The organism is Dysosmobacter sp. (genome assembly GCF_034093755.1).
Classification (GTDB): domain Bacteria; phylum Bacillota; class Clostridia; order Oscillospirales; family Oscillospiraceae; genus Oscillibacter.
The window spans coordinates 20289-27424 of record NZ_JAXEBZ010000002.1 but is presented as its reverse complement, the minus strand read 5'-3'; the positions used below and the strand labels follow the sequence as shown (position 1 = coordinate 27424).

The following is a 7136-nucleotide window of genomic DNA, read 5'->3' as shown; positions in this document are numbered from 1 at the left end:
TTTTTTTTGTTGTTTGTTTGGTGGGGGTTTTTATAATTTGCACTTTGGGGGTGCGCCGGGTACTGCGCCGTGTCGGGGGGGGGGGGTTTGTCCCCCCCCCCCCGGCCCCGTCTGTGGGTTCCGAAGAAAGAGGGGCGCGGTATGATGAAAGGCAGCCCCGGCTTTGCCGGGGCTGCCTGGGACTGTCGAAAAGCCTCTGCTTTGGGAAAAAGGGTTTCGTTTTGCAGGGGGAGTACGAGGGGGAAAGCGGTGAAGCGCCGCCGGCGGCGGAGAAAGCGAACCGCTTTCGAGGAAGCGGCACGATCGTCGGACCCGGCGGGGCCGGGGATCGTATTGCCGCGACGGTGTCCGGTAGCCCCCTCGTGTGAAATTGAATGCCTGCAAAAAGCTTGCGCAGCAAGCGTTTGCGCCACGCAGCGGCAGCTTTTTGGGCTGCTCAGCAGACAAAAAAGCGAGGCATTTTTCGGTTAGGCGTTACGCCTGCTGCTCCGCCCGCAGGGCCACCGCACGCTCCAGGGCGGCGTCAATGTTGGGCTGGAAGTTGTCGGCGCCCACCTCGTCCAGCAGGCCGGACTTTTTGAACACAGACATGGGCTGCTCGTTCACGTGGGAGAACACCACCTGGATGCCCTGGCGGCTGCACTCCTCCCACAGGCGGCGCAGGCCCTTCAGGGCGGTGATGTCCAGCGCCGGAACCGCCCGCATCCGCAGGATCAGCACGCTCTTGTCGGTCTCCCGGTCCATGTGGGGAATCTTGTCGGCGGCACCGAAGAACATGGGCCCGGTGATCTCAAACACCATCACGTGGGCGGGGACGGGCTTCAGCCGGCCCTGGTCGTCCTGGGTGTCCTCCACGTACTCCCACTCCTTGACGGAGGACACGTTGGCCATCCGGGTCATGAACAGCAGGCAGGCCAGGGACAGGCCCACGGCGATGGCCACCACCAGGTCAAACACCACGGTGAGGAAGAAGGTCAGCAGCAGCACGGCGGTATCGCTCTTGGGGGAGTGCTTCACCACCTGGAGGAAGGTGCGCCAGCCGCTCATGTTGTAGGCCACCTGGAAGAGGATGGCGGCGATGCAGGGCATGGGAATCAGGGCGGCGTAGGGCATCAGCAGCACCAGCACCAGCAGAAGCACCACGGCGTGGACCATGCCGGCGATGGGGGAGACGCCGCCGTTTTTGATGTTGGCCGCCGTCCGGGCAATGGCGCCGGTGGCGGGAATGCCGCCGAACATGGCGGAGGCCGCGTTTCCTACGCCCTGGGCCACCAGCTCCATGTTGGAGTTATGGCGGGCGCCGATCATCTCGTCCGCTACCACCGCCGACAGCAGGGACTCGATGGCTGCCAGAATGGCGATGGTGAAGGCGTCGGGCAGCACCGCCGCCACGGTGGCGTAGGACAATGCGGGGAGACGGAAGGAGGGGGCGGCGCTGGAGATGGTGTACAGGTCGCCGATGGTGTTCACCGGCAGGCCCAGCAGCGCCACCGCTCCGGCGGTGACGATGACCGCCACCAAAGAGGCGGGAATTCTGGCGGACACCCGGGGCCAGAGAATGAGGATGGCCAGAGCCAGGGCGCCCACCGCCAGGGCCGGCAGCCGCAGCGTGCCGATGCAGGAGATCACCTGCTCCAGCTTCTCCATAGTCTCAATGGGGGACTTCTCAAAGGTCAGGCCCAGAAAGTCCTTGATCTGGCCGATGAAGATGGTGACGGCGATGCCGGCGGTGAAGCCGGTGGTGATGGTGTAGGGGATGAACTTGATCATGCTGCCCATCCGCAGCAGGCCCATCAGAACCAGGATGATGCCCGCCAGAATGGTGGCGGTGGCCAGACCGTCCATGCCGCTTTTGGCCACGATGCCCGCCACGATGGTGGCGAAGGCCGCCGTGGGGCCGGCGATCTGGACCTTGCTGCCGCCTAGGGCGGAGATGAGGAAACCGGCCACAATGGCGGTGTACAGGCCCTGCTCCGGGGACACGCCGGAGGCCAGGGCCAGGGCGATGGACAGAGGCAGGGCAATGATGGCGACGATGACGCCGGCCACCAGGTCTTTCAGGAATTTTTCCCTGCTGTAATCCTTCAGGGACAGTAGGAGCTGGGGTTTCAGGTCGTTCATGGGCGGGCTCTCCTTTATTTCTGGAAAAAGTACGGAAAAAGTGCTGGAATGCGGAAAAAAACGTCCGCATTAGATCATAAGGGATGGAACTGGATTTTTCAAGGAATTTTTCCGGATTTTGGAGGAAAATCTGCTGCCTCCGCAAAAACGCTGCCCGGACCGGCGTCCGGGCAGCGCCGGGGAAGGGGCTTATCAAACCTCCGGCAGAATGCGGAAGGCCACCTCGTGGCCGTCAATGAGCTGAGACTTCCGGGCGAAGAACACCCGGCCGGTGCAGTCGGACCGCAGGTGCTCCAGCACCTCCCCGGTGCAGGGGTCCAGGATGTCCGCCAGAATCTGGCCGGACTTCACCACGTCTCCCGGCTCCCGGCTGCGCAGCAGCAGCCCGCCGGCGCCGGAGAGGATGTTGTGCAGGCCGCACTCCTGAAAGACCTCCGGCGTCACGCCGGAGGGGGGCACGTCCCGGAGGGACAGGCCGCCGGCGTGGAGGAACCGCAGCACCGCCTGCACCGCCCGGCGGGCGTCATCGGGGTCGATGCACTCCGTCTCCGTGGTGTAGAGGGAGAAGGTGCGGGTCTCCCAGATCTGCCAGTTGTAGTTCAGGGTGGTGGTGTCATAGGGCTGGGGCTGGCGCACCACCACGTAGGGCAGGCCGAAGGCCAGGCCCTCCTCCGCCCGCTCATAGCCGGTGTCCATGATGCGGATGTGGGGCAGGTGGTCGCCGGGCAGGTAGAAGCTGGTGAGGTGAATGCCCCATCGGAAGCCCTGCAGGGCGGAGAAGAGCCGCCCGGCGATGCGCTGGGTGGTCTCGCCCTCCTCGTAGCCGGGGAACATCCGGTTGATGTCCGTGTTGTCGGCGGCCCAGAAGCGCCGCCCCACGTTCATGGAGAACTGGTTGGCGCAGGGAACCACCAGAATCCCGGCGTCAGGGGCCAGCAGGCCCTCCCTTTCCAGCTCCGCCAGAGACTGAATCAGCAGCGAGCAGACGTACATCTGCTGAATCTCGTTGCCCCGCAGGGCACCTACAACGGCCAGACTCTTTTTCTCAGGGGCGCCGAAGGCCCAGCCCCGTACCGGCAGGGGCCGGCGGTAGGGGGTGTCCACCGTGAACAATTCCAATTCCCGCATCTCACGCACCTCCCAGAATCCGGGCAATCAGGGAGCCCTCGTAGACCACCGGGTACTCCCGCAGGGTGAACAGCAGCCCGGCGGCGGGGCTTTTCAGCGTCTCCCGGACCTCCCCGGTGAGAGGCTCCACAATGTGGCCGATGGGCTGGCCCGCCTCCACCCGGGCGTCATGGGCCACGGCGGGGACGAAGATGCCCGCCGCGGCGGCGTTGACGAAAAAGACGCTGCCGTCGGAGCTGATGATGGGCGGCGCCACCGGCGCCACCGGGGCGTCCCACATGCCCAGATGACTCATCAGGGACAGCAGGCCGTTGACCATCCGGTCGCCGTAGGACCGGGTCAGCCGCATGCCCACGCCCATCTCCACCACCAGGGTGGGGGTGTCCAGGGCATTGAGGCTGTGGGCCAGGGTGGACTCCAGCACGGTGGCGGCGGCGTGGACCCAGATGAAGTCCATGCCCAGGTGTCTGGCCAGGGGCACCAGCCGCTCCACCGTGTTCTCGTTGATGCGCACCTGGGGAATCTCCCGGAGGAAGATGTTGCTGGCGTGAATGTCCACGCACACGTCGGCCCCCTGCAGGTCCGCAATCAGCCGGGCGGCCACGAACTCGGACATGGAGCCGCCCTCACTGCCGGGGAAGGTGCGGTTCATGTCCAGATCGCACAGGGGAATGCCCCGGGTGATGGTGCTGATGCCCAGGGGGTTCAGGGCCGGGTAGATGTCCACGGTGCCGTGGAGATGCTCCGGGTGGTCGCTGAGCACCCGGTTCAGCTTCCAGGCCACATATTGCCCCTCCAGCTCGTCGCCGTGGGTGCCGGTGACAACGCACAGCCGCTTTCCGCCGCTGCCGACCCGGTTTTTCGGGATCACAAGGTCCTCTCCCACGGCCAGGGGGACCCGCACAACTTCCTGTATCATAAATGAAACGCCTTTCCTGCCGCGGGGCGGGAAAGACGTCTCTCACACCCGCTCCATTGCGGCGAATTCTGTGGTTTTCAAGGATGGATTATTGAGGCCGGACCCGCATGAACACCGTCTGTGACTGGGTGGTGAGTCCCAGAAACACGCCCCGCTCCATGGGGCAGTCCCCGAAGTCCCGGCCCACGCTGAAGCGCAGGTAGTCCTCACCGGTCCAGCGGCCACGGGTGGGGTCGATGCCGGTCCAGACGCCGTCCAGCCACACCTCGCACCAGGCATGGCTGGCGCCCTCCCCCTCCGGGAGACCGTTGACATACCGGGCGGTAAGCCCCGCCCTACGGGCCAGGGCCAGATAGATGTGGGCAAAGTCCTGACACACCCCCTGCCCCGCGGCGAAGGCCTCCGCGGCGGTGGTGCGGACGCTGGTGACGCCGGGGAGGTAGGTCATCCGCCCGCCTACGGCGGCGGCCAGGGCCCAGGCCCGCTCCCGGGGGTCCGGCGGCAGCGTTAGCTGCCGGAGCCAGTCCTCCATGGCTTCGTCCGTGCCGGTGAAGGGGGAGGGGTAGCGGAACACGGGGTGGGGGGCCTCCCGCACCCGGCGGCTCAGGTCCAGCCGGGCGGTGCCCTGGACGGTGTAGCGGAAGCGGTCGTGGTGGCCCTCCACCCGTCCCGCCTCCAGCAGATTGCCGAAGCCGTCATGCTGGAAGGCCACGCTCACCGCCGGGTCCAGGGCCAGGGAGACGGTGAGCACCTCCTGGCCGGGGAAGGAGGGGGGAACGCACCGCAGCACAAAGGCGTGGCTCCGCACCGGCTCCCCGAAGGTCAGGAGAATGTCATAGTAAAAGGACAGCGTCCGGCTCATACCAGGAACAGCCCTTCCACGCTGGCCAGCAGCCGGCAGCGGTCCACCTCACCGCCGCCCATGGCCTTCCGGGTCACCACTTCCAGGGCCTCCTGGCTGGCCGTCAGGTCCGTTTTGTACAGCCGGTTCAGCAGCTTCTGCAGCTCCCGGCACAGCGCGGCGTCATCCGCCGTGTCCAGCCGCAGCATGAGACTGATGCGCTCCACGCTGCTGCCGCACTTGGTGATGTTCCGGGCGGTCTCCGTGTCCACGGAGTCATCGAAGCTGCCCCGGAAGGCCATGATGTCATCCTGCACCCACTGCAGCTCCAGCCGGGGGCTGTCGCTCTTTTCCGCCAGCTCCATGGCGCTGTAAGCCATCTGGAGGTAGGCCAGGGTGGGGGTGGAGATGGTCTCCCGCAGCACCATGCCGTTGCCCAGCATGTTGTCCACGCTGGAGATGACGGACCCGGGGTCCGTCCGGTCAAAGAGATAGCGTCGGCAGAAGTCCTCGCTGTCGGTGTAGGGGCAGGGGATGCCCAGAGTGCGGCAGACGGCGGGGTAGTCCACCTCCTTGCCGTCAATGATCCGGTCATACAGCTCACTGAGGAACTGAATGGTGGTGTAGACCCGTTCCGTGTACCGGCCCAGCCAGAACAGGCGGTTCTGTTTGCTCAGCGTGACAGTACCCATGTGTCCTTGAAGCCTCCTCCCTGAGAAGAATTGACGATAAAGCTGTCGGGGTTCCGGGAGAACCGGGTCAGGCCGCTGGGCCAGACCACCGTGTCCTCCGCGCCGGAGAGCACGAAGGCCCGCAGGTCCGCCTTCCGCTCCACCTGCTGCCCGCCGTCCATGATGGGCAGGTCCTGAAAGTCGATGACCTCCTGGGCGATGAACCGGCGGGGCTCCGCCAGAATGGTGTCCCGGATGGACGCGAGCTGCTCACGGGTCAGCTTGCTGCCGAACATCACGCCGTAGCCGCCGGCCTCCGCCACGTCCTTGATCACCAGGCGGTCCAGGTGCTCCAGCACGTACTTCCGGTCCTCCTCGTAGAAGGGCAGGTAGGTGGGGGCGTTGTTCAGAATGGGCTCCTCCCCCAGGTAGTAGCGGATCATCTTCGGGACGAAATAGTAGATGCCCTTGTCATCGGCGGCGCCGTTGCCGAAGGCGTTGAGCACCGCCACATTGCCGGCACGGTAGGCAGTCATCAGGTTGGGAATGCCGATGAGGGAGTCCGGCTCAAAGGCCAGGGGGTCCATGTACTCATCGGACACCCGGCGGTAAACGGCGCCCACCCGCCGGTCGCCCTGGGTGGAGCGGTAGTAGAGGACGCTGTCCCGGACGTACAGGTCGCCGGATTCCGCCAGCACCGAGCCGGTTTTCTCCGCCAGATAGGAGTGCTCAAAGTAGGCGGCGTTGTACCGCCCCGGCGTGAACACCACGTTGATGCCGCCGGTGCTGACGCTGTCCATGGCCTTTTTCAGCAGCTCCCCGTAGTTCCGGTTGTCCAGGATGTCATTGCTGCGGAACGTGGCGGGGCTGCAGCGGCGGCACAGGTCCCGGGCAATGAGGGGATAGGACGCGCCGGAGGGAATGCGGAGGTTGTCCTCCAGAATGTACCACACGCCGTCCTTGCCCTTCACCAGGTCAATGCCGGAGATGTGGCTGTACACCCCCTTCACCGGGCGGATGCCCTCGCACTGGGGCAGGTAGCCCGGGGAGCGGAACACAAAATCCTCCGGCAGCGTGCCGTCGGCGATGATCTTCTTGTCGCCGTACACGTCCGCCAGAAAGAGGTTCAGCGCCCGGACTCTCTGAATCAGGCCCTTCTCCAGCACCGACCACTCCTGGGCGGTGATGACGCGGGGGATCGTGTCAAAGGGGAAAAGCCGCTCCTGGAACGTCCCGTCTTTATAAATGCCGAATTTGACACCGTAGCGGGCCAACTGCTGGTTGATCTGCTGCTCATGCCGGATCAGCGCATCCATGTTCCTCACCCTCCTTAAAAAAGGGCAAGGCAGCGGCGCCGTACCGGCGTCACTGCCTTGCTTTAAATTGCTGTCATTATAGCGAATGATGCTCCGCCTGTCAAGGACAGGAAGGCCGCCCGGCGGCGCAGAGGGGCGAA

Annotated in this window: 6 protein-coding genes; all 6 read right to left on the bottom strand. The window is 65.2% G+C overall.

The window, feature by feature from the left end; all coding sequences use genetic code 11:
• Positions 1-474: 474 nt before the first annotated feature.
• Entirely contained in the window at positions 475-2121 is a 1647-nt protein-coding gene (locus SOX55_RS00165) for a SulP family inorganic anion transporter (protein ID WP_325285406.1), read from the bottom strand.
• 192 nt (positions 2122-2313) lie between these two features.
• Positions 2314-3249 carry a M14 family metallopeptidase gene (locus tag SOX55_RS00160; RefSeq protein ID WP_325285405.1) on the bottom strand — a complete coding sequence of 312 codons (936 nt, stop codon included), beginning with the start codon at positions 3247-3249 and terminating at the stop codon, positions 2314-2316.
• Position 3250: 1 nt separating this feature from the next.
• Entirely contained in the window at positions 3251-4168 is a 918-nt protein-coding gene (locus SOX55_RS00155) for a M14 family metallopeptidase (RefSeq protein WP_325285404.1), read from the bottom strand.
• A gap of 88 nt (positions 4169-4256) precedes the next feature.
• Positions 4257-5030: a transglutaminase family protein gene (locus tag SOX55_RS00150; protein ID WP_325285403.1), complete on the bottom strand. Its 774-nt coding sequence runs from the start codon at positions 5028-5030 to the stop codon at positions 4257-4259.
• On the bottom strand, positions 5027-5701 hold the full coding sequence (locus tag SOX55_RS00145) for an alpha-E domain-containing protein (RefSeq protein WP_325285402.1): 675 nt from the start codon (positions 5699-5701) through the stop codon (positions 5027-5029). Before SOX55_RS00145 ends, SOX55_RS00150 begins: the two co-directional genes overlap by 4 nt.
• Positions 5683-6996, bottom strand: a complete 1314-nt coding sequence (locus SOX55_RS00140; RefSeq protein WP_325285401.1) for a circularly permuted type 2 ATP-grasp protein — start codon at positions 6994-6996, stop codon at positions 5683-5685. The genes SOX55_RS00145 and SOX55_RS00140 overlap by 19 nt, the downstream gene beginning before the upstream one ends.
• Positions 6997-7136 lie beyond the last annotated feature (140 nt).